Origin of the sequence: Massilia sp. Se16.2.3, from assembly GCF_014171595.1 — a bacterium.
Lineage (GTDB): Bacteria > Pseudomonadota > Gammaproteobacteria > Burkholderiales > Burkholderiaceae_D > Telluria.
On record NZ_CP050451.1, the window covers coordinates 4,865,090 to 4,886,265 of the forward strand.

19 protein-coding genes and 1 pseudogene are annotated in these 21,176 nt (G+C 64.5%); 8 read left to right on the plus strand and 12 right to left on the minus strand.

From position 1 onward, the window contains the following. Nucleotides 1-338: 338 nt before the first annotated feature. Complete coding sequence (locus G4G31_RS27785) at nt 339-1,070, plus strand: PRC-barrel domain-containing protein (RefSeq protein ID WP_182989434.1); 732 nt, start codon at nt 339-341, stop codon at nt 1,068-1,070. Between the two features lie 45 nt (nt 1,071-1,115). On the opposite strand, the gene hrpA is transcribed toward G4G31_RS27785, so the two are convergent. Both hrpA and G4G31_RS22295 read right to left on the minus strand, forming a co-directional pair. Further along, nucleotides 1,116-5,015, minus strand: coding sequence for an ATP-dependent RNA helicase HrpA (hrpA, locus tag G4G31_RS22290; protein ID WP_182991880.1), 3,900 nt, complete (start codon nt 5,013-5,015; stop codon nt 1,116-1,118). 126 nt (nt 5,016-5,141) lie between these two features. Further along, entirely contained in the window at nt 5,142-5,489 is a 348-nt protein-coding gene (locus G4G31_RS22295; protein WP_182989435.1) for a hypothetical protein, read from the minus strand. A gap of 54 nt (nt 5,490-5,543) precedes the next feature. On the opposite strand from G4G31_RS22295, the gene argA reads away from it, so the two are divergent. Together argA and G4G31_RS22305 are read left to right on the plus strand one after the other, a co-directional pair. Next, a complete protein-coding gene (argA, locus tag G4G31_RS22300) occupies nt 5,544-6,857 on the plus strand; it encodes an amino-acid N-acetyltransferase (protein WP_182989436.1) in 1,314 nt (437 codons plus the stop codon). Nucleotides 6,858-6,889: 32 nt separating this feature from the next. After that, nucleotides 6,890-7,162: an oxidative damage protection protein gene (locus G4G31_RS22305; protein ID WP_182989437.1), complete on the plus strand. Its 273-nt coding sequence runs from the start codon at nt 6,890-6,892 to the stop codon at nt 7,160-7,162. 199 nt (nt 7,163-7,361) lie between these two features. On the opposite strand, the gene G4G31_RS22310 is transcribed toward G4G31_RS22305, so the two are convergent. Next, nucleotides 7,362-7,934 (minus strand): DUF488 family protein, encoded by a 573-nt coding sequence (locus G4G31_RS22310; RefSeq protein ID WP_182989438.1) that lies wholly within the window; start codon nt 7,932-7,934, stop codon nt 7,362-7,364. Between the two features lie 119 nt (nt 7,935-8,053). Here G4G31_RS22310 and G4G31_RS22315 point away from each other — a divergent pair, with 119 nt between their 5' ends. Continuing rightward, the gene (locus tag G4G31_RS22315; protein WP_182991881.1) at nt 8,054-8,896 is read left to right on the plus strand and encodes a DUF817 domain-containing protein; all 843 of its coding nucleotides are present in this window, start codon (nt 8,054-8,056) and stop codon (nt 8,894-8,896) included. A gap of 136 nt (nt 8,897-9,032) precedes the next feature. Here the strand turns inward: G4G31_RS22315 and G4G31_RS22320 are convergent, their stop codons facing one another. Beyond that, nucleotides 9,033-9,440: a hypothetical protein gene (locus tag G4G31_RS22320; protein WP_229425193.1), complete on the minus strand. Its 408-nt coding sequence runs from the start codon at nt 9,438-9,440 to the stop codon at nt 9,033-9,035. 222 nt (nt 9,441-9,662) lie between these two features. On the opposite strand from G4G31_RS22320, the gene arfB reads away from it, so the two are divergent. Then, nucleotides 9,663-10,061, plus strand: a complete 399-nt coding sequence (gene arfB / locus G4G31_RS22325) for an alternative ribosome rescue aminoacyl-tRNA hydrolase ArfB (protein ID WP_182989439.1) — start codon at nt 9,663-9,665, stop codon at nt 10,059-10,061. A gap of 51 nt (nt 10,062-10,112) precedes the next feature. Here arfB and G4G31_RS22330 read toward each other — a convergent pair whose 3' ends face one another. From G4G31_RS22330 to edd, 8 genes and pseudogenes are all read right to left on the minus strand, one after another. Then, nucleotides 10,113-10,352 carry a hypothetical protein gene (locus tag G4G31_RS22330; protein WP_182989440.1) on the minus strand — a complete coding sequence of 80 codons (240 nt, stop codon included), beginning with the start codon at nt 10,350-10,352 and terminating at the stop codon, nt 10,113-10,115. A 104-nt stretch (nt 10,353-10,456) separates the two neighbouring features. Then, nucleotides 10,457-11,134 (minus strand): ribose-5-phosphate isomerase RpiA, encoded by a 678-nt coding sequence (rpiA, locus tag G4G31_RS22335; RefSeq protein WP_182989441.1) that lies wholly within the window; start codon nt 11,132-11,134, stop codon nt 10,457-10,459. A gap of 148 nt (nt 11,135-11,282) precedes the next feature. Continuing rightward, a complete protein-coding gene (locus G4G31_RS22340) occupies nt 11,283-11,780 on the minus strand; it encodes a hypothetical protein (RefSeq protein WP_182989442.1) in 498 nt (165 codons plus the stop codon). A 119-nt stretch (nt 11,781-11,899) separates the two neighbouring features. Then, complete coding sequence (locus G4G31_RS22345) at nt 11,900-12,472, minus strand: Rhs element Vgr protein (protein ID WP_202033671.1); 573 nt, start codon at nt 12,470-12,472, stop codon at nt 11,900-11,902. A 101-nt stretch (nt 12,473-12,573) separates the two neighbouring features. Continuing rightward, nucleotides 12,574-12,972: a hypothetical protein gene (locus G4G31_RS22350; protein WP_202033673.1), complete on the minus strand. Its 399-nt coding sequence runs from the start codon at nt 12,970-12,972 to the stop codon at nt 12,574-12,576. 45 nt (nt 12,973-13,017) lie between these two features. Further along, a complete protein-coding gene (locus G4G31_RS22355) occupies nt 13,018-13,578 on the minus strand; it encodes an SRPBCC family protein (protein WP_229425194.1) in 561 nt (186 codons plus the stop codon). A 160-nt stretch (nt 13,579-13,738) separates the two neighbouring features. Continuing rightward, nucleotides 13,739-14,364 (minus strand): annotated as a pseudogene (eda, locus tag G4G31_RS22360) (bifunctional 4-hydroxy-2-oxoglutarate aldolase/2-dehydro-3-deoxy-phosphogluconate aldolase). 13 nt (nt 14,365-14,377) lie between these two features. After that, a complete protein-coding gene (edd, locus tag G4G31_RS22365) occupies nt 14,378-16,297 on the minus strand; it encodes a phosphogluconate dehydratase (protein WP_182989444.1) in 1,920 nt (639 codons plus the stop codon). 349 nt (nt 16,298-16,646) lie between these two features. On the opposite strand from edd, the gene pgi reads away from it, so the two are divergent. The 3 genes from pgi (at nt 16,647) to zwf (ending at nt 21,150) form a co-directional block, all read left to right on the plus strand. Then, nucleotides 16,647-18,290 (plus strand): glucose-6-phosphate isomerase, encoded by a 1,644-nt coding sequence (gene pgi, locus G4G31_RS22370; RefSeq protein WP_182989445.1) that lies wholly within the window; start codon nt 16,647-16,649, stop codon nt 18,288-18,290. Nucleotides 18,291-18,304: 14 nt separating this feature from the next. Continuing rightward, nucleotides 18,305-19,201, plus strand: a complete 897-nt coding sequence (locus G4G31_RS22375; RefSeq protein WP_229425195.1) for an SMP-30/gluconolactonase/LRE family protein — start codon at nt 18,305-18,307, stop codon at nt 19,199-19,201. A gap of 473 nt (nt 19,202-19,674) precedes the next feature. Further along, entirely contained in the window at nt 19,675-21,150 is a 1,476-nt protein-coding gene (gene zwf, locus G4G31_RS22380; RefSeq protein ID WP_182989446.1) for a glucose-6-phosphate dehydrogenase, read from the plus strand. Nucleotides 21,151-21,176: the final 26 nt, after the last annotated feature.

Genomic DNA, 21,176 nt, shown 5'->3' on the forward strand with positions numbered 1-21,176 from the left:
AAGGCGCCAGCGGATCAGCGCTTGCGCAGCAGGCGCGCGAACAGCGACGAGATGGAGCGGGTCGGGATCAATTTCACGAGTGGGCCGGGATGATTGCAGCGGGAGGTAATGGTCATGGTTGTGTGCTCCGAAACAATGTTTGTCAGGATAGCCATACTGATGAGTTCGCTCTGTGCGCCAGTTCGCATAGCGTGACAGGCGCGCATGACGGGCACGTGACAAGCGCGCGCGGCGCACCGGGTTTGATCCATATCATGGATATCACGCTGCTGCGTCCTACTCTTTTGAGTGGGATCAGCCGTTTCGGGGAGTTCCAACACACACCAGGGAGAAACGAGATGAGCTATGCAGATCGTGACAAATACGGGATGTACAAAGGCAGCAGCAGCGCAGGTCCGGGGCCGGCGCTGATGGGCGCCGACACCCTGATCGGCGACCACGTCGTCAATGGCGCCGACGAAAGGCTCGGCGACATCAAGGAAATCATGCTCGACATGAACAGCGGCCAGGTCGCTTATGCCGTGCTCGCTTTCGGCGGCTTCCTCGGCCTGGGCGAAAAGCTCTTTGCCGTGCCATGGCAGGCCCTGCACCTGGACACCGTGCACAAGCGCTTCGTGCTGAACATGGACAAGGAGAGGCTGAAAACCGCACCCGGCTTCAACAAGGACGCCTGGCCCGACATGAGCGACGTCGGCTGGGCCAGCCAGATCCACACCTTCTACGGCACCGATCCCCAGCGCAGCGGGGCGCCGACCATGGGCCCCGGTTCCATGATGGGCGGCATGGGCAGGGCCGGCTCGGGCATGGCGTCCGGCATGGGCGCGGGCATGGGCGGCAGCATGGGAGCCGGGCACGCCGGCTCGAGCTCGGGCAGCAGCTATGGCGCCGGTGGCGGCATGGGTAGCGCCGGGGGCGGCTCGGTTGGCGGGGCCGGCGGCGGCGTGTCGGGCACGGGCGTGAGCGACGACTCGGCACTCGGCACCGGAGGCGGCGGCAGCATCGACCCGCGCCCAGGCAACCTCGGCGACGACAAGGACATCAGCAAGATTCGGGGTAGCAATATCGGCTGACCCCGGGGTGGCGCCACGCAGGCCACTGGCCGGCACGGCGCCACCTTACCTGATCATCGACTCCCACACCTTCTGCAAGCGCTTTGCCGACACCGGCATCGGCGTGCGCAGCTCCTGCGCGAACAGGGACACGCGCAATTCCTCCAGCATCCAGCGGTATTCCGTCATGCGCGGATCATTGCTTTTTCCCGGCTGTCTGGAGATGCGCTGCCACTGGCTGGCGGCGCTCTGCCACTCCGCCATCAGCTGGGCGTCGCGCGAAGGGTTGCCGCGCAGCTTTTCCAGGCGCACGTTCATCGCTTTCAGGTAGCGCGGGAAGTGCGCCAGCTGGCTGTACTCGTTGTCGGCGATAAAACGCTTGTGCACCAGGCCCTGCAGCTGCGCCTGCATGTCGGCAGCGACCGCCGGCGGCAAGCCGTTCAGGCGTTTCGGCATGCCATGGAACTCGGCCAGGATGGAACCGACCAGGCGCGCGATCTCGTTGATCAGGAGGCCAATGCGGCCCTTGCCTTCATCCTTGCGCTTGTTGAAGGACTCCGCGCTTGTGGGCAGCGGGTCCTGCAGGCAGGCGATGTCGATCGCCTTCTGCACGATCTGGTCGCGCAGCTCTTCCTGCGAGCCGACCGTCATGAACTGCATGCCCATCCCCTGCAGGCCGGGGATGTTCTTCTCGGCGAATTTCAACTGGTCCTTCAGCTGCAGCGCGAACAGGCGGCGCAGGCCGACGCGGTGGGTGCGCGCGGCCACGTTCGGGTCGTCGAACACTTCCAGGTCGCAGTGGCTGCCCTTGTCGACCAGGGCCGGGAAGCCGATCAGCGTCAGCTTGCCCTGGGTGATCTCGAGCAGCTCGGGCAGCACGCCGAAGGTCCAGCTGGTGAGTCCCGTATGCTGGCCGGCGGCGGCTGCCGGCGCGTTCGTGGCCGGTGCGTTGCCGCCCTTGGCTTTTGCAGCAGGCGCCCCGCCCTTCGCCGGACCAGGCGCGGCTGCCGGCGTCGGCGCCAGCGGTGACGGCGACTTCGCCACCACGGCCGGTGCCGATGCTGTCAGAGGTGCGGCCATCTTCTGGAAGCTCTGGCGCGCCTGCCCGCCCAGTTCCGCCTGCAGGGTCGCCAGGTTGCGGCCCATGTCGAGCTGGCGTCCGTGCTCGTCGATCACCTTGAAGTTCATGAACAGGTGCGCCGGCAGGGTCTCGATCTTGAAGTCGCCGGTCAGGACGTTCACGCCGGTCTCGGCGCGGATATCCAGGATCAGCACGTCGATCAGGTCGCCACGGCCGAAGGCACGCGCCGCATGGATGCGTTCGACGAAACGGGCCGCGTAGTCCGGCAGCGGCACGCAGTGGCGGCGCAGCTTCTGCGGCAGGGATTTGAGCAGCAGGTGCACTTTCTCCTTCAGCATGCCCGGCACCAGCCAGGCCGCGCGCTCGAGCGGAATCTGGTTCAGTGCGAACAGTGGCACCGACAAGGTCACGCCATCGCGCAGGCTGCCCGGCTCGAAGTGGTACGAGAGTCCCATCTCGATGCCGGTGACGTTCATCGTCTTCGGGAAGAGTTCCGTCGTGACACCAGCCGCTTCGTGGCGCATCAACTCTTCGCGGTTCAGGAACAGCAGCTTCGGGTTGTCGCGCGACGCGTCCTTGTACCACTTCTCGAACCCGGCGCCGTTGACCACGTCCTGCGGAATCTCGGCGTCGTAGAAGGCGGCGATCAGCTCGTCGTCGACCAGCACGTCCTGGCGGCGCGATTTATGCTCGAGGTTCTCGATCTCTTTGACCAGCTTGTGGTTGTGCGCGTAGAACGCCGAGCGGGTTTCGTAGTCGCCCGCTACCAGCGCATCGCGGATGAAGATCTGACGCGCCTCGTACGGATTGTGCAACGCGTGGTTGATGCGGCGGCCGCTGTAGACGACGATGCCGTACAGGGTCGCGCGTTCCAGTGCGCTCACCTGCGCCGGACGCTTCTCCCAGCGCGGTTCGCCCCAGGATTTCTTCAGCAGGTGCGCGCCGATCTTCTCGACCCACTCGGGCTGGATCTGCGCCACGCAGCGCGCGTACAGGCGCGTGGTCTCGACCAGTTCGGCGGCCATGATCCACTTGCCCGGCTTTTTCGTCAGCGAGGAACCCGGCCAGACGTGGAACTTGATGCCGCGCGCGCCAAGATAGCCCGCGCCCGGCTCGTCCTCGCCCTTGAAGCCGATATTACCGAGCAGGCCGGTGAGCAGCGCCATGTGCAGCTGGTCGTAGGTGGCGGCGGCCGCGTTCAGGCGCCAGCCCTGCTCGCGCACGATGGTGAGCAGCTGCGAATGCACGTCGCGCCACTCGCGCAGGCGCACCTGCGACAGGAAATTGGCGCGGCAGTTTTCCTGCAGCAGGCGGTTCGATTTCTTGTGCTCGATCGCGTCTTCGAACCAGGCCCAGATCTTCAGGTAGCTGAGGAACTCGGACTTCTCGTCGGCGAATTTCTTATGCTTCTCGTCGGCCTGCTGCTGGTATTCCATCGGCCGGTCGCGCGGGTCCTGCACCGACAGCGCCGAGGCAATCACCAGCATTTCGCTCAAGCAGTCGTTGTCGACCGCCGCCAGGATCATGCGGCCCACGCGCGGGTCCAGCGGCAGCTTGGCCAGTTTGCGGCCCAGGGGCGTGAGTTCGTTCGTCTCGTCGACCGCGCCCACTTCCTGCAGCAATTGATAGCCGTCGGCGATCGCCCGGCCTTGCGGCGGTTCGATGAAGGGGAAGGTCTCGACGTCCGTCAGGTGCAAGGACTTCATGCGCAGGATGACGGCGGCCAGCGAGGAGCGCAGGATCTCGGGGTCGGTGAATTTCGGCCGCTGGTTGAAATCGTCTTCCTCGTACAGGCGGATGCAGACGCCGTCGGCCACGCGGCCGCAGCGGCCGGCGCGCTGGTTCGCGGCCGACTGCGCGACCGGCTCCACCTGCAGCTGCTCGACCTTGTTGCGGAAGCTGTAGCGCTTCATGCGCGCGAGACCCGTATCGACCACGTAGCGGATGCCGGGCACGGTCAGCGAGGTCTCGGCCACGTTCGTCGCCAGCACGATGCGGCGCGCGTTCGTGGTGCGGAAGACGCGATCCTGCTCTTCCACCGACAGGCGCGCGAACAGCGGCAGGATTTCCACATGGGGCGGATGGTGCTTGCGCAAGGCCTCGGCGCAGTCGCGGATCTCGCGCTCGCCCGGCAGGAACACGAGCACGTCGCCCGAACCGATGCGGCACAGTTCATCCACGCCGTCGACCACGGCATCGATCAGGTCGCGCTTCTCGCGGGCCTGCTGGGCCTTGGGAGCAGGCTTGTTGTCGACGCCGCCGCTTCCACCACCTGCGGCGACCGGATCCCGGTCCACCGGGCGATAACGCACCTCTACCTTGTACAGGCGGCCCGACACCTCGATCACCGGTACCTTCTTCTCGCCCTGCTGGAAGTGGCGCGCGAAGCGCTCGGCGTCGATCGTCGCCGAAGTGATGATCACCTTCAGGTCCGGGCGGCGCGGCAGCAGCTGCTTCAGGTAGCCGAGCAGGAAGTCGATGTTCAGGCTGCGTTCGTGCGCCTCGTCGATGATGATGGTGTCGTAGGCACGCAGCAGCGGATCGGTCTGGGTTTCGGCCAGCAGGATACCGTCGGTCATCAGCTTGACCGAGGCGCCCGGCTGCAGCGTGTCGTTGAAGCGCACCTTGAAGCCGACGTGTTCGCCCAGCGGCGAGCCGAGTTCCTGGGCGATGCGTTTCGCGGTCGAGGACGCGGCGATACGGCGCGGCTGGGTGTGGCCGATCATGGCGTGCTCGCCGCGGCCCAGTTCCAGGCAAATCTTCGGTAGCTGGGTGGTCTTGCCCGAGCCGGTCTCGCCGGAGACGATGACGACCTGGTTCTCCATCAGGGCCTTGGCGATTTCGGCGCGGCGTCCCGAGACGGGCAGGTCTTCGGGATAGGTGATCGGAGGAGCGGCGTACGTACGCGCGGTGCGCGCGGTGCTTTCTCGGCAGCCGGCGCGCGTTCGCGTGGCATGCGTTCGCCCTGAGCACGCGCGCCTTGCGGACGGTTCTCGTCTTGCGGCCGTGCTTCACCGCGCGGGCGCGGTTCGTCTGCGGCCGTGCTTCGCCCGCGCACGCGGTCCGGTTTGCGGACGCGGCGCACGCTGGGTGCGCTCGCCCTGCGGCCGTGGTGCACGCCCCTCGCCTTCCGCGCGCACGGGCCGCGGCTGTCCGCCGCGCGCTTCGCCGGCAGTGCGCCCTGGCGTGCGCTCTTCGCCCGGATGCCTGCGCTCGGGCTTCGTCTGCAGGACTTCGCCCGTCTGCGTCAGCGGTGCGCGCAACTCGGCATTCGCCCGTTCGCGCGCCGGGTTCGATTCAGGCTGGGGAACTGCTGCGCGCGCCGTGTCCGGCGAAGGCTTGTTACTCTGTTCAGACATTGTTTTTACGAGGTATTTGGTGCGCAAGTCGCGCAGCGAATTATAATGCGGCAAATGGAAAACCCTACCCAATTCGTCCAGTGGCTGCGTTCTGTCGCGCCGTATATTCATGCCTTTGGCGGCAAGACGTTTGTTGTTGCATTTCCCGGCGAACTGGTCGCTGCCGGCGCCCTGCCGGTGCTGGCGCAAGACCTGTCCCTGCTGGTCGCACTCGGCATTCGCGTCGTGCTGGTACACGGTTCGCGTCCGCAGGTGGCCGAACAGCTGGCGCTGCGCAGCGTCGAGGGCCGCTTCCACAACGGCGTACGCATCACCGACACCGCCGCAATGGAATGCGCGAAGGAAGCTGCGGGCGAACTGCGTCTCGATATCGAGGCCGCTTTCAGCCAGGGCCTGCCGAACACGCCGATGTCGAACGCCCAGATCAGCATCGTCTCCGGCAACTTCGTCGTCGCCCGTCCGCTGGGCGTGATCGACGGCGTCGACTTCGAACTGACCGGCATGACCCGCAAGATCGCCGCCGACAAGATCGCCCCGATCCTGCAGACCGAGGACAACCTGGTGCTGCTCTCGCCGCTGGGCTTCTCGCCGACCGGCGAAGTGTTCAACCTGACGATGGAAGATGTTGCGGCCTCGGCGGCGATCGCCCTGCATGCCGACAAGCTGATCTTCATCACCGAAACGCCGATGATGTCGGATGCCGCCGGCACCGAGATCCGCGAACTGTCCTCGCACCAGGCCGAGGCCGTGCTGCAGGCGAACTTCCTGCCGCCGGACGCGGCCTTCTACCTGCGCCATGCGATCAAGGCCTGCAACAGCGGCGTCGACCGCGCCCACATCGTTCCTTTCGAGATGGATGGCTCGGCCCTGCTCGAGCTGTTCACCCACGATGGCGTGGGCACCATGATCAGCCACGAAAACCTGGAAAGCCTGCGCCAGGCCACAATTGAGGACGTCGGCGGAATTATCAAGCTGATCGAACCACTGGAAGCGGACGGCACGCTGGTGTATCGCGGCCGCGAACTGATCGAGCGCGAAATCGACCAGTTCTCCGTCATCGAGCACGACGGCGTGATTTTCGGCTGCGCGGCGCTGTATCCGTTCCCCGAAGCGAAGATGGGCGAGATGGCCTGCCTGACGGTCAACCCGGACGTGCAGGCCCAGGGCGATGGCGAGCGCATCCTGAAGCACATCGAGAACCGCGCGCGCGCTTCGGGCCTGACCAAACTGTTCGTGCTGACGACCCGCACCGCGCACTGGTTCAAGAAGCGCGGCTTCCAGCCGGCCAGCGTGGACGACCTGCCGAAGGACCGCCAGCACATGTATAACTGGCAGCGCAAGTCACAGATTTTCATCAAGACTTTATAATCGCTGTTTTCTCACCGAATCTGGAGCGCATCATGGCCCGTATGGTCAACTGCATCAAGTTACAAAAGGAAGCCGAAGGCCTGGACTTCCCGCCCGTCCCCGGCGAAATGGGCAAGAAGCTGTATCTGTCGGTGTCGAAGGAAGCCTGGCAGGCCTGGCTGAAACACCAGACCATGCTGATCAACGAGAATCGCCTGAACCTGGCCGACGACCGCGCGCGCAAGTACCTGGCGACGCAGATGGAAAAGCATTTCTTCGGCGAAGGCGCGGATCAGGCTGTGGGTTACGTGCCGCCGACGGCGTAAGTACTACGTCCTCATCGGGACCTCGAGGCGGGCTTCAGGCCCGCCTTTGTTTTTGTGGTTCGTAGGGTGGGCTCTCGAGCCCACGCTGTCGTACTGTCGCGTACCGCACAGTCAGTAAATGTCCGCTGTTCATGCACTGCAACCTGATGGATGCGTTTCGACATGGATGGGCTCGACGGCGTGGGCTCGAGAGCCCACCCTACTCACAGCAGCCTTCAGCTTTCGTCGCTTCCGGAGCCTCTCCTGATTCCTCCGGTGGATACAGGATCCGCGTCCCCTCCACGCTTGCAAACGGCGTCAACTTCGCCGGCCGCCGCTTGCCCGGGTTGATGATGTGCTCGACCGGAATGCCGCGCACCAGCAGCGCATCCGCCACCAGCGAGCGGTGGCAGCGCCAGGGAACCGACTCGGCGCACATCAGCGCGCAGCGCGTGGTGGCGGCCAGCGCGATCACCATCTCGACGTTTTCCACGAATTCCGCCGTCTGCATGTAGTCGGCGTAGCCGCGAAACGAGGTATTGCGCCAGCCGCTGTTGGGCGAATCCTTGCGCGCACGGCGCAGGCCGCCAAGGCCCGGCACCTGGCGGTATTCGATGCCGGCCGCCGCCAGCGAGACGGGCAGCTGGTCCTGGCCGAACTGCGGGTTGTGGCGCGACTTGGGCACCGTGCGGATGTCGAGCAGGCAGGCGACGCCGTTCTCCTTGAGCAAGGCAATGAATTCTTCGATCGGCCGGTTCGAGTGGCCGATCGTGCAGACGAGGTCCGTGTTCACTGGGGCACTCCAGAATGACTGAATGTGTATTGTCGCGCCGACAGGACTATACCGGCGCCGCCCAGCCCATCGTAGAATGACGAGTCCGCCCCTTCCCGCTTCGGCGCACCGACATGAACATGATTGCCGCGATCGACAACCTGCTGCTCGACAACCGTCCGCGCCAGCTGGCCGGGCTGCGCCGCGGCCTGCTCGAGTTCTGGTATTTCGGCATCAAGAACGCGCGTTCCTGCCTGTTCGTCTTCCTGTTCATGGCAGCCGTCCTCCTGATGCCGCGCGCCGGCATCCTCGGCATCCCCCGCTACGACGTGCTCCTGCTCGTGGCTGTGGCAATCCAGTTCTGGATGGTGTTCTCGAAGCTGGAAACCTGGGACGAACTGAAGGCCGTGTGCCTGTTCCACGTGGTCGGCTTCGCGCTGGAGGCCTTCAAGGTCTCGGGCAACATCCAGTCGTGGAGTTATCCGGATTTTGCCTACACGAAATTGCTGGGCGTGCCGCTGTTTTCCGGCTTCATGTATGCGTCGGTCGGCAGCTATATCGTCCAGGCCTGGCGCCTGTTCGACCTGCGCATCCGCCATCATCCGCCCTACTGGATGGCAGCGACCATCGCCATGCTCATCTACGCGAATTTCTTCACCCATCACTATATCGGCGATTACCGCTGGTACCTGGCCGCCTGCGCACTGGGCCTGTATTCGCGCACCGTCGTGATCTACCGCCCGCTCGACCGCGACCGGCAAATGCCGCTGATGCTGGGCTTCGTGCTGATCGGGTTCTTCATCTGGCTGGCCGAAAACATCGGCACCTTCTGGGGCGTGTGGCGGTATCCGAACCAGCTGGGCGCGTGGTCGCTGGTACACCTGAGCAAATGGAGTTCGTGGTCGCTGCTGGTGATCATGACCTTCACGATCGTCGCGAGCCTGAAGCACATCAAGAGCAAGATTCACATCGCCGAGCAATAGCCGGAGCGGCTAGCTGACCTGGAGGAGAGAAAGGCGAAAGGCTCCGCACAGCCGCGTGTCTGCCCCACAGAAAGGCGGCTGCCGGAGACACGGCACCGACAGAATCGGTGCCGCAACGGAGGGACCTCCGAAAACTTTACTTGGAAGCGTCCTGCATCTTTTCGCCAGCCTTCTCGAGGCCCTTGCCGGCCTTTTCGGTGACGTTGGCGGCGCCTTCCTTGACGTCCTGGCCGGCTTCGCGGGTTTCCTGCTTCACTTCGGCGCCGGCTTGCTTCAGGTTCTCGCCCGTGCGCTCGGCGGCGTTCTCGATTTTATCGCCGGCATGGTCAGCGGCCTGGCCAACGTTCTCGGCAGCGCGCTCGGTGGTTGCACCGACGACGGCAGCGCCTTCCTTCACGTCGCTGGCGACAGCGGCGCCAGCCTGGTCGACGGCCTTGCCGGCTTCCTGGGCAGGACCGGTCGATGGATCGTTATCGGCTTTTTTGCAGCCGGTAGCCAGGACCGCGACAGCCAGCATCAGTGCGGAGAGGGTGGTCTTGTTCATGGTGGAACTCCTTATCAATTTGTTATGAATAAGATTACCGCTTTCGAAAAAAAGATGCCACACGTTACATTTGTTACGAGTGCGACGATAGGAATCCGCTTCCAGCTTCCAGGTGCGCGCGATCCGGTTACACTCGCGGCCAGCACGCAATCGACACGCATGTCGCACACATCAGGGAACGATTTTGAGGACTGAACAATCACAGCAAACCGGGAACCCGACGTGACGGTCCCTATTAACCCGGCTGAAGTCGAATTCATTGCCATTCGCGCGCAGGGACCGGGCGGGCAGAACGTCAACAAGGTGTCCTGCGCCGTGCACGCGCGCTTCGACGTGCATGCCTCGTCGCTGCCGCCGCATATCAAGGAGCGCTTGCTGGAGTTACGCGATGCCCGCGTCACCCGCGAGGGCGTCGTGGTGCTCAAGGCGCAGAGTTCGCGCAGCCTGGAACAGAACAAGGAAGACGCGCTGGGCCGCTTGCAGGCGCTGGTCGACCAGGCGGCCGTGGTGCCGGTCGTACGCCGTCCGACGAAACCGACGCGCGGCTCGCAGCGGCGCCGGCTGGACGAAAAAACGCGCAGCGGCCAGATCAAGGCGCTGCGCGGCAGGGTGACCGACTAGGAACTGGCGCGGCAGATATGCCGGCGCCGTCTCTTCAAGCCGCCGGCAGCATTACATCTTCTTGCACTGGCGCAGTTCGCAGCGAGCCATGAACACCCTGCCGTCGGCGCACTGCAAGCGGTAGATCTCGACGGGGCCCGGCACCGTCACCAGGCCGGCGCCCTGCCCCGTGCAGGCATTCTGGCGCGCCATCTGTTCCACGGTCGTCGAGGACACGCCGATGCGGTAAGGGATGCGCTCGATCGGCGTGCCGTTGGCATCGACGAGCCCGGGCGCCGGCTTGGCCGCCACAGCGGGCGGCGCGGGCGGCGCCTTCGGCTTTTTTTGAACATCGAACAGCCGCCCGGGGCAGCAATCATCACCAGTACCAGCACACGTTTCATGGTCGCTCCGAATCAGAAGGTCAGGGTCTTGACGCCGTCGGCGGTACCGAGCAGGCAGACGTTGGCGCCCTGCTGGGCGAAAAGGCCGACGGCGATCACGCCGACGATGCCGTTGATCTGCGTTTCCACACCCACCGGGTCGGCAATCTCCATGCCGGCCACGTCGATGATCTCGCCGCCGTTGTCGGTAATGAAGGGATCATTGCCGCCCGCCTTCGTGCGCAGGCGCGGCTGGCCGCCGAGTTGCGCGAGCTTGCGCATGACGGCCGCGCGTGCCATCGGGATGACTTCGACCGGCAGCGGGAACTTGCCCAGCGTGTTCACCAGCTTCGAGCCGTCGGCAATGCAGACAAACCGCTTCGACACCGAGGCGACGATCTTCTCGCGCGTGAGCGCCGCGCCGCCGCCCTTGATCATCGCGCCCGCTGCGGTGATCTCGTCGGCGCCATCGATATAGACGGCGATCGACTCGACATCGTTCAGGTCGAACACGGGAATGCCGTGGCCGCGCAGGCGCGCCGCGGTGGCTTCGGACGAAGCGACGGTGCCCTTGATGCGGTCCTTGATCTTCGCCAGTTCGTCGATGAAGAAGTTCGCCGTCGAGCCGGTGCCGACGCCGATGATTTCGCCGTCGACCACGTAATCGATGGCCGCGCGCGCCACGGCTTGCTTGAGTTCGTCCTGAGTCATGATGTCCGCAATGGGAAATGTGGAAATGCAGACATTTTAACGGATCGGCCCTGCCCTTCCCCGTCTTTTGCGGACCTTCGACAAGGAGGCATCCGGCACCCTTTCGATTGCAGCGCGGCGCCGATCCGGGCGGGACGGAAAAGACGGCTCAGGCGCCCGGCGCAGGGCAAGTGGGAACGGCGCGTTCGGACTGCCCGCTCGCGCCGATGCGGTGCACGCGAGCGACGCCCCGCCCTTCGCGCACCAGGCAGAAACGGGCGAGGTAATGCGTGGGGCGATTGCCTGTCTGGCGCGTGTCGATCTGTACCTGGTAGACGACGCCTTCTGCCAGGGGAGCCGCCGCCGTCTGCGGCAAGGCCGGCACCCGCCCTCCGTAGGGGATGCACATGCTTGCATTGAGCGGGAAAGTCCGCTCGCGCGGCATCGCCATCTTCCACATCACCGTTCCGCCGGGCGCACTGACCTTCACCGACTGGAACTCCGGGCCGCCGCCGCGGCGCTCCTCGTCCATCGCAATCGTGAAGCATGCGTTGCCATTCGCTCCCGCGCGTACCTCCGCCTCGCCGACACGGCCTGCGGCCTGCACCGGGAGCACAAGCTGGAAGACGGGGCATATGACGAGGAGTCGTGTCAGTAGACGCTTCATGACCGTGTCGGAAAACAGGAAGGAGCGCCTAGCCTAAGGCCTGGTTGCACAGCAGTATTGAGCCGACTCAATGCAATCAGGGTAGACAGGCGCTGCTGTCCTGTGGCGTGGCAGACGCCCTACCCCAGACGGGCAATGCGCCCGGCCAGGCCGCGGTGGAGATGGTCGCGGCTGCCCGGATCGGCCAGGAAGCCAGCCAGCACCCGTTCGTACAGCGCCAGCGCGCCGCCGTAACGGCGCTGGCGCATCGCATCGGGTCGCTTCAAGAATTTCAGCACGAAGTAATCGGCCAGCAGGTCGCCCTGCGCTTCCATGTTGTAGTCCGCCAGGCTCGCATCCTCGTGCAGGTCGTAGTGGTACGGCAGCTTGATGCGGATGGCGCCGCGCAGGCGCACCGGGTAGCCCAGCTGGTGCTGCCAGACATGCACCATTTCGTGCATGAACCAGTGCTGGCCGGTGATGTTCGCTTGAGAGTAGTCGTCGAGGAAGCAGGACTGATGGAAGTACATGCTGCCGTTCGGAGTCATGCAGCAGTTCTTCGGCTGGAAAGGCATGTAGCGCCGGCCGTGGATGCGCACGCGGCCGTAATCGACGGCATCGCGGAACAGCAGCGAGGCCATGGCGATTTCGCCTGCGCTGAGGGGGCGCCAGCGATGCACATGCGGACTGCGGGCACGGAGGACATTCTTCATTGCTTGCTTGTACACGATTGAGAGGCTAGCCAATCTTAATTGATGCAGGTCGGGAATACAGGTCGAAGTAGCCTCTCAGGCGCACGTCGCCACCGGGAACGTTATGGCACGTACACCATATGAACGGTCACGGCATATCCATTGTCTGCTTCCGATACCTGAACCTGCAATACGAGGTCGCTACGGCCCTCCTCTTCCGTCCAGAGATCGACAAGCGCATCCCAGTGACCGTTCATCCAGATGCAAACGGAGGTGTCCCATGATGCTTCTGGAAGCGGAAGCAGCGTCGCGCCGTAGTCCTCAATGTACTCGCGGATCTGGATAGCGGTGTCCTCGGATATCGGAGCCACGCCGCTCACCCGATCCGCAAGAGCGTAGTCTTGAAGAGCGAACGCATCGACGACGTTCTTCAGGACCGGCCGCCACGCCGACGGGATGAGCCCTTCGCTTGCGGAGTCTTTGCTTACCGGAACTTCCGTCTGCTCGGTATGTAGTCGCATTTCCAATGCCTCTATCTGCCTCTGCTGAAGTTGCGCCCGGAGCTGTTACTCCTGCCGCTCCGCCCGCTGCAACACGGCCCCCATCATCCTGCCGATATCCTTCCTGACCACGCCCGTGCCCACGATCCCCGGCACATCGAACTTCGGCGCGATGGTCGCGTTGTAAACGACGCGAGTGCCGCCCGCGCCGGGCACCGGTTTGAGCTCCCAGCTGGCGCGGAAGACCTTCATGTCGCCGTCAATCAGGCTGATATCGATGCGGTCGGGCGACGATTCCTGTACCTGCACGCGCAGGCGGATGGTCTGGCTGAAAAAGAGAAAACGGGCAGTGCCCAGCTGTTCGACGACGACCTTGTCGCCGCTACGCGAGACGACACGCGCGCTTTTCAGGTTGGGCAGGAATTCGGCCAGATGGTCGTAGTCGGTGAGGACGCGCCAGACCGCGGCCCGGCTGGCCACCACCGTGCCGCTCGAGGCGATCTGGTAGACCTTGGCGCCCTCGCTGCCGTCGACGTGCTCCACCTTCAGGTCGAACGCGGGCGCGCCAGGCTGCGCTGCCGCGGAGGGAGAGCTCGAGGCGAGCAAGGCGCACCCGAGCAACAGCATGTTTAACAGGCGAAATAGCATGCGCCGAGGGTACCATGCTGATGGGCTCGCGTCATGCCATCGCAGCGCAGTGTTCATTGGCGGCGCCTGCGGGCAGGCGCCGCTTCAGTACCCGGGCAATACCTTGCGCAGCAAAGCATGCCCGGTGAAACGGATGACCTCAGGCCTGCTTGCGCAGCGCCGCCGCGGCCCGCGCCAGCTCGGTGATGCGGCCCCAGTCGCCCGCCAGCATCGCATCTTTCGGCGTCAGCCAGGAACCACCCACGCAGGCCACGTTTTTACAGGCGAGGAAGCTCGGCGCGGTATCGATCGAGATGCCGCCAGTCGGGCAGAAGGTCACGTCCGGCAGCGGACCGCCGATCGCGTTGAGCATGCCGACGCCGCCCGCCGGCACCGCCGGGAACAGCTTCAGCTGTTTAAAGCCCGCTTCGCGCGCCGCCATCACTTCCGACGGCGTCATCACGCCCGGCAGCAGCGGCAGGCCGCTCTTTTCGCCGCCTCGATCAGCGCCGGGGTCAGGCCGGGCGAGACGCCGAAGACCGCGCCGGCATCGCGTGCGGCGGCGAATTCGTCGCCTTGCGTCAGGGTGCCGACGCCGACAATCGCGCCTTCCACCTGCGCCATGTCGCGGATCGCCTGCAGCCCGTGCGCGGTGCGCAGCGTCACTTCCAGCACGCGGATGCCGCCGGCCACCAGGGCTTTTGCGAGCGGCACGGCGTGGTCGGGATCGTCGATCGCGATCACGGGGATCACGCTCGCCGAGCGCATGATGTCAAGTACGGTCATGGTCGTAGTCATCTTATTTCTGTGCCTTGAAAAGAAAGTCTTCGTCGGAACCGGGCTGGCCTTCTTCGGCATGCATGCCTTCATGCAGCGGCACGGTAGTGGGAATCGGCGATGGCAGCGGGAAGGTCGCGGCGCCCTCCTCCGCCGGGCTGGAGTGGTTGCGGAACATGGCGAACAGCTCGCGGCCCATGCCGATGTGGCTCTTCGAGATGTCGGCGGTGGCCATGCTGCGCCCTGCCCATTCCTGGGCCGGAACCAGGGCGTCGAGCGTGCCCTCGACCGCGTCGACGCGGATCATGTCGCCATCGCGCACCAGGCCGAGCGGGCCGCCGGCCAGGATTTCCGGCGAGACGTGGATCGCCGCCGGCACCTTGCCGGACGCGCCCGACATGCGGCCGTCGGTGACCATCGCCACCTTGAAGCCGGCATCCTGCAGGTTCGACAGCGCGGGCGTCAATGCATGCAGTTCCGGCATGCCGTTGGCACGCGGGCCCTGGAAGCGGATCACGGCCACGAAGTCGCGGTTCAGTTCGCCCGCCTTGTAGCGCAGCATGAAATCTTCCTGCGAATCGAAGGTGATGGCCGGTGCCTCGATCACGTGGTAGTCCGGCTTGACGGCCGAGATCTTCATCACCGCGCGGCCCAGGTTGCCCTGCACCAGCACCATGCCGCCGTTGCTGGCGAAGGGGTTCGAGGCCTTGCGCAGCACCGACTCATCGCCGGATTGGGCCGGCACGTCGCGCCAGACGACATTGCCGGCATCATTCAGGAACGGTTCCTTGCAGTGGGCGCGCAGGCCGTGTCCCAGGATGGTGTTGACGTCTTCGTGCGCCAGGCCCGCATCGAGCAGCTCTCGGATGACGAAGCCCGGACCGCCGGCGGCCTGGAAATAGTTCACATCGGCTTCGCCGTTCGGGTAGATGCGGGTGAGCGAAGGGACGACCTTCGACAGCTCGTCGAAGTCGTTCCAGTCGATCACGATGCCGGCCGCGCGGGCGATCGCCACCAGGTGCAGCGTGTGGTTGGTCGAGCCGCCGGTCGCGTGCAGGGCGACGATGGCATTGACGATGCTTTTCTCGTCGACGATGTGGCCGATCGGCATGTAGTTACCGCCCTGCTGGGAGATCGCCACCGCCTGCTCGCTGGCCGCGCGTGTCAGTGCGTCGCGCAGCGGCGTGCCCGGCGTGATGAAGGCGGCGCCCGGCATGTGCAGGCCCATCATCTCCATCAGCATCTGGTTGCTATTGGCGGTGCCGTAGAAGGTGCAGGTGCCGGCGCCGTGGTAGGAGGCCGACTCGCCTTCGAGCAATTCCTCGCGGGTGGCTTCACCCTTGGCATAGCGCTGGCGGATGGCCGCCTTTTCCTTGTTCGACAGACCCGAGGTCATCGGGCCGCCCGGAACGAAAATGCCCGGTATATGGCCGAAGTGCAGCGCGCCGATCAATAGGCCCGGGACGATCTTGTCGCAGATGCCGAGGTAGAGCGCTGCATCGAACATGTTGTGCGACATCGCCACGGCGGTAGCCATGGCAATGGTGTCGCGCGAGAACAGCGACAGTTCCATGCCCGGCTGGCCTTGCGTCACGCCGTCGCACATGGCCGGCACGCCGCCCGCGAACTGGGCCACGGCGCCGACGTCGCGCACGGCGTCCTTGATCACTTTCGGGAAATATTCGAAGGGCTGGTGGGCCGAGAGCATGTCGTTGTAGGACGAAACGATCGCGACCGACGGTTTTTTTTGCTCGCGCAGTTTCAGCTTGTCGTTCTGGGGGAAAGCAGCGAAACCGTGGGCGAGGTTGGTGCACGACAGCGACCCGCGCTGCACGCCCTGGACCCGCGCCGCCTCGAGGTGCGCAAGATAGGCAGCGCGCGAGGGCCGGCTGCGCTGGATGATCCGCTTCGTTACCTGTTCAACTACGGGATGGAGCGCCATAATCGTTCCTTCGAAATTGTATTCTGAAATTTTACTACAAAATGGGAATGGGGTTGTGGCGAGGTCTCGCTTTTCGACTTGCAGCCGTGCTATACGGCGTGGACACGAGTGTCCACCCTACGGTGTGCCGCCTGCCGAGGTACAAAATAGTGTCGTTGGCGCCCGCGTAACGTAGGGTGGGCACTCGTGCCCACGCGGGCTGACGACGTGATCAATCGAACACTTTTACGATAGAACGTTTGCATTCGGATTACACGCCACGAATTCTCGCTCAGGCATTACGTAGTGAATTTACGGACGATTCCTGTATCATTCGATAATCTGTCTAAAACAACATCGCATGCTCAACATGACCGCCATCCCACTGACCAGTACGACCAGTTTCCAGGCCCTCGAAACCCATGCCGTAGAGGCGGAAGACTGGCAGATGCGCAGCCTGTTCGCGGCTGATCCGCAGCGCTTCGAGCGCATGTCGATCGAGGCCGCCGGCCTGTTCCTAGACTATTCAAAAAACCGCCTTGACGGGCGCACGCTTGAACTGCTGGCAGCGCTGGCGCGCGAGCGCGGCGTGGAGGCCCGGCGCGACGCGATGTTCGCGGGCGAAAAGATCAACAACACCGAAAACCGCGCCGTCCTGCACACCGCCCTGCGCGCCCCGCGCGACCAGCAATTGACCGTGGACGGCCAGGATGTGAGTGGCGACGTGCATGCCGTACTGGCCCGCATCAAGACGTTTACGGACGCGGTGCGCAGCGGCGAATGGCTGGGCCATACCGGCAAACCGATCACCGACATCGTCAACATCGGCATCGGCGGCTCCGACCTTGGTCCGAAAATGGTTTGCCTGGCGCTGCGCCAGTACAGCCACCCGCGCCTGAAGATGCATTTTGTGTCGAACGTCGACGGCCACGACATGGACGCCGCGCTGGAACAGGTGAACCCGGAAACCACGCTCTTCATCATTGCCTCGAAAACCTTCACCACGGCCGAGACCATGATGAACGCCCAAACCGCGCGCGTGTGGTTCCTGCACGATGCGCCGGAAGAGGCCTTGGCGAAACACTTCGTCGCGGTCTCGACCAATGTGGAAGCAATTAAAACCTTCGGCATCGACCCGGCCAACATGTTCCCGTTCTGGGACTGGGTGGGCGGGCGTTATTCGGTGTGGTCAGCGATCGGCCTGCCGGTCGCGCTGGCGGTCGGCTTCGGCTACTTCAGCGATTTCCTGGCCGGCGCCCACGCCATGGACCAGCACTTCCGCACGGCACCTGTCGAGCAGAACATGCCGATGCTGCTGGCCCTGGTCGGCTTCTGGAACCGCCAGTTCCTCGGCGCCAGCTCGGTCACGATCGCCCCCTACCACCAGGACCTGAACCGTTTCCCGGCCTACCTGCAGCAGCTCGACATGGAGAGCAACGGCAAGCGCGTCACGCGCGATGGCGAACCGGTGGACACGCCGACCTGCCCCGCCATCTGGGGCGAGCCCGGCACCAACGGCCAGCATGCTTACTTCCAGCTGCTGCACCAGGGCACCGACGTGACGCCGATCGACTTCATCGCCGCGCTGCGCCCCGCGCACGAACTGCAGAACCACCATACGGCGCTGCTGGCGAACTGCTTCGCCCAGTCGGAAGCCTTCATGAAGGGCAAGACGATCGACGAGGTGCGCGAAGACCTGCAACAGCAAGGCCTGTCCCTTGCCGAGATCGAGCGCCTGGCGCCCCATAAGACCTTCCCCGGGAACCGTCCGAGCAACACCATCCTGATGGAATACCTGACGCCCGCCACGCTGGGTGCCCTGATCGCGCTGTACGAACACAAGACCTTTGTGCAGGGTGTCATCTGGGACCTGAACAGTTTCGACCAGTGGGGCGTGGAACTGGGCAAGGTGCTGGCCAAGCAGGTCGAGGCGGAACTGAAGGGAGAGGCGCGGCTTGACGCGCACGACAGCTCCACCAATGGCCTGATCGCCCGTGCCAAGGCGGCGGTGTAATGATGGGCGCCGACATGAAATCCCTGAAATTCGAGGTCGTCCATCACGAGCCGATGCAGGTCGGCGAATGCCCTCTCTGGCACGATGTGGAATCGGCCCTGTACTGGGTCGACATCAACGGCCTGACGGTCAACCGCGTGCACCCGGCCAGCGGCAAATTCTCGAGCTGGACGATGGCCTCGGAACCATCGGCCATCGCGGCGGACGACGACAACAACCTGGTCGTGGCGACGCGCCTGGGTTTCGTGCGCCTCAATACAACCAGCGGAGCGATGACCGACATCTGCCCGGCGCCGTACGACACGAAGATTGTCCGCTTCAACGACGGCCGCGTCGATCCGCAGGGCCGTTTCTGGGTCGGCACCATGTACGAGCCGCGCGACAAGCCGATGGCGGAAATGTACGTGCTCGAACGCGACGCGTTGCACCTGGCCTGGTCGGGCAACATGACCAATTCGAACGGCCTGGCCTGGAGCCTTGACGGACGCGCCATGTTCCATGCCGACACCACCAGCCACCGCATCGACCGCTACGATTTCGATGCCGCCAGCGGCACGCCGGCGAACGGCCGCACCCTGCTGAGCTTTTCGACCGACAAGACTGCCGCCGACTATGGTGGTCGCCCGGACGGCGCCACGGTCGACAGCGAAGGAAACTATTGGGTGGCGATGTTCGAGGGCGGCCGGCTGCTGAAGCTCTCGCCCGAAGGCGAACTGCTGCGCGAGATCCCGCTGCCGGTGCGCTGCCCGACCGCCGTTGCCTTCGGCGGCGCCGACCTGCGCACGCTGTACATCACCAGCGCCAGCCATGGTCGCTCGGCCGCCGAGGTCGCGCAGTATCCGTTGACGGGCAAGGTGCTGTCGCTGCGGGTGGATGTGCCGGGAGTGGTCAGCGCCGACTACCGGCGCTGACGCGTAGGGTGGTCGGCTCCACCCCGCTTCGTGCATTGACGTGGCGTGTGCGCCGCCCACGCGTTCAACCGGCGCATGCAGGGCCGCTCCCCTCACAAGGTCCGCCTTTCCTTCGTGCGAGGCCGCGACATATCGGGCGAACGTTGAACGCGTAGTTCAACAATCCTTGAGACGACGCGGTCCTGCATAAGGAGGAATCGGCCCTGTGAAGCAGCGCGATCGTCATGCGGCTGTTAAACGCGTGGGCGGCGCATATGTAGTCGTCGATCATATCGTCGGGTGGAGCCGACCACCCTACGCCGTGACTCATCCCACTCCCACCCACCAGAAGAGGCGCGCCCTACCTCCCTCTCTTGTGGCACCATCAACCCGCGCCACGCCGCAATTACGTAGTAGAGTTTCTTGCCAAGAGCATATTCATGTAGTAAATTTACATCAATAGCTCCTTCTCCTCTTTGCGAACCGAATACACCATGGCTCTTCTTGACTTCGACCTCGTCTTCTTTGGCGGCAGCGGCGACCTTTCCATGCGCAAGCTGTTGCCGGCAATGTATGCGCGCGATGTCGCCAACGACCTGCCGCCGACCGCGCGCATCATCTGCGTCGGGCGCGACGCGAGTTCGCAGGAAGCCTTCCTCGACTTCGTCGACACGCACTCGAAGCAGCACATCAAGGACCAGGACAGCATCGATGTGCAGAAGTGGCAGAGCTTCCTGCAACGCATCACCTATGTCGCCCTCGATGCGACGAACGTGAAGACCTATGCCCCACTGGTCGACGCCTTGCGCCAGGACGATGCGATCACGCGCGTGTACTACCTCGCCACCCCGCCCCACCTGTTCGCGCAGATCTGCGACAACCTCGCCGAAACCGGCCTGGCGACGCCAAATTCGCGCGTGGTGCTGGAAAAGCCCCTGGGCCGCGACCTGGAATCGGCCAAGCAGATCAACCTCGACGTCGGCAAGGTGTTCGCCGAATCGCAGATCTACCGGATCGACCATTACCTGGGCAAGGAAACCGTGCAGAACCTGCTGGCGCTGCGCTTCGGGAACGTGCTGTTCGAGCCGCTGTGGCGGCGCGAATGGATTTCCGACGTGCAGATCACCATCGCCGAGAAGATCGGCGTCGGCAACCGCCTCGGCTACTACGACACCTCGGGCGCCCTGCGCGACATGCTGCAGAACCACCTGCTGCAACTGCTGTGTATCGTGGCGATGGAGCCGCCCACCTCGATTTCGCCGGACGCCGTGCGCGACGCCAAGCTGCAGGTACTGCGTTCGCTGAAGCGCTTCACCCCGACCACGCTGGCCCAGAACATCGTGCGCGGCCAGTACCGCGCCGGCTATGTCGACGGCCAGCCGGTGCCGGGCTACCGCGACGAGCCGGACGCGCCGAAACAGTCGAAGACCGAAACTTTCGTGGCCATGAAGGCCGAGATCGACACCTGGCGCTGGGCCGGGGTGCCCTTCTACCTGCGCACCGGCAAACGCATGGCCGACCGCCTGGCCGAGATCGTGGTGCGCTTCAAGCCGATCCCGCATTCGATCTTCAACCAGCCGACGTCGAGCTTCCAGCCGAACAGCTTGGTCATCCGCCTGCAGCCCGACGAGGGCCTGTCGCTGAACCTGATGGCAAAGACGCCAGGCGACTCCATGCGCCTCAAACAGGCCGAACTCGAACTCGATTTCCGCGAGCAGTTCAAGGCGCCGCGCATGGAAGCCTACGAGCGCCTGCTGCTCGATGTGCTGCGCGGCCAGCTGACCCTGTTCATGCGCGGCGACGAGCTGGAGGCGGCCTGGGAATGGGTCGAGCCGATCCTGGACCACTGGGAGCAGGACGACAGCACGCCGGTGCCGTATGCATCCGGCACCTGGGGTCCGGCGGCATCGTCGGCGCTCATTGGGCGCGACGGCTTGCAGTGGCGCGAAGAAGCGTTGCCCGAAGACTAAAAATGGCAACGCAAGGAGTCCGGCCA